The organism is Streptomyces beijiangensis (assembly GCF_017315755.1).
Taxonomy (GTDB): Bacteria; Actinomycetota; Actinomycetes; order Streptomycetales; family Streptomycetaceae; genus Streptomyces; species Streptomyces beijiangensis.
The window spans coordinates 1-420 of the sequence record NZ_JAFLRJ010001047.1 but is presented as its reverse complement, the minus strand read 5'-3'; the positions used below and the strand labels follow the sequence as shown (position 1 = coordinate 420).

The following is a 420-nucleotide window of genomic DNA, read 5'->3' as shown; positions in this document are numbered from 1 at the left end:
GTCTCGTGGGCTCGTCGAGGAAGAGGACGTTGGGTTCGTCCATGAGCAGGCGCAGGATCTGGAGCCGCCGGCGCTCACCGCCGGACAGGTCGCCGACTGGGGTCCACTGCTTGTCCTTGTTGAAGCCGAACTTCTCGCAGAGCTGGCCGGCGGTCATCTCGCGGCCCTTGCCGAGGTCGACGCGGTCGCGGACCTGCTGCACGGCCTGGAGCACCCGCCAGGTTCGGGTTGAGTTCGGCGACCTCCTGGGAGAGGTAGGCGAGTTTGACCGTCTTGCCGACGTGGATCCTTCCCGCCGTGGGCTGGGTCTCTCCCTCGCTGCGGGCGGCCTCGGTCAGGGCCCGCAGCAGGGACGTCTTCCCGGCGCCGTTGACGCCGACCAGGCCGATCCGGTCGCCGGGACCGAGCTGCCAGGTGAGG

1 protein-coding gene and 1 pseudogene are annotated in these 420 nt (G+C 69.8%); both read right to left on the bottom strand.

The window, feature by feature from the left end; all coding sequences use genetic code 11:
* A pseudogene (locus J0695_RS45870) lies at positions 1 to 124 on the bottom strand (ATP-binding cassette domain-containing protein); the annotation flags it as partial.
* The coding region (locus tag J0695_RS40480) for an ATP-binding cassette domain-containing protein (protein WP_372445929.1) at positions 75 to 420 on the bottom strand (346 nt) is incomplete at its 5' end. The gene J0695_RS40480 and the pseudogene J0695_RS45870, both read right to left, overlap by 50 nt.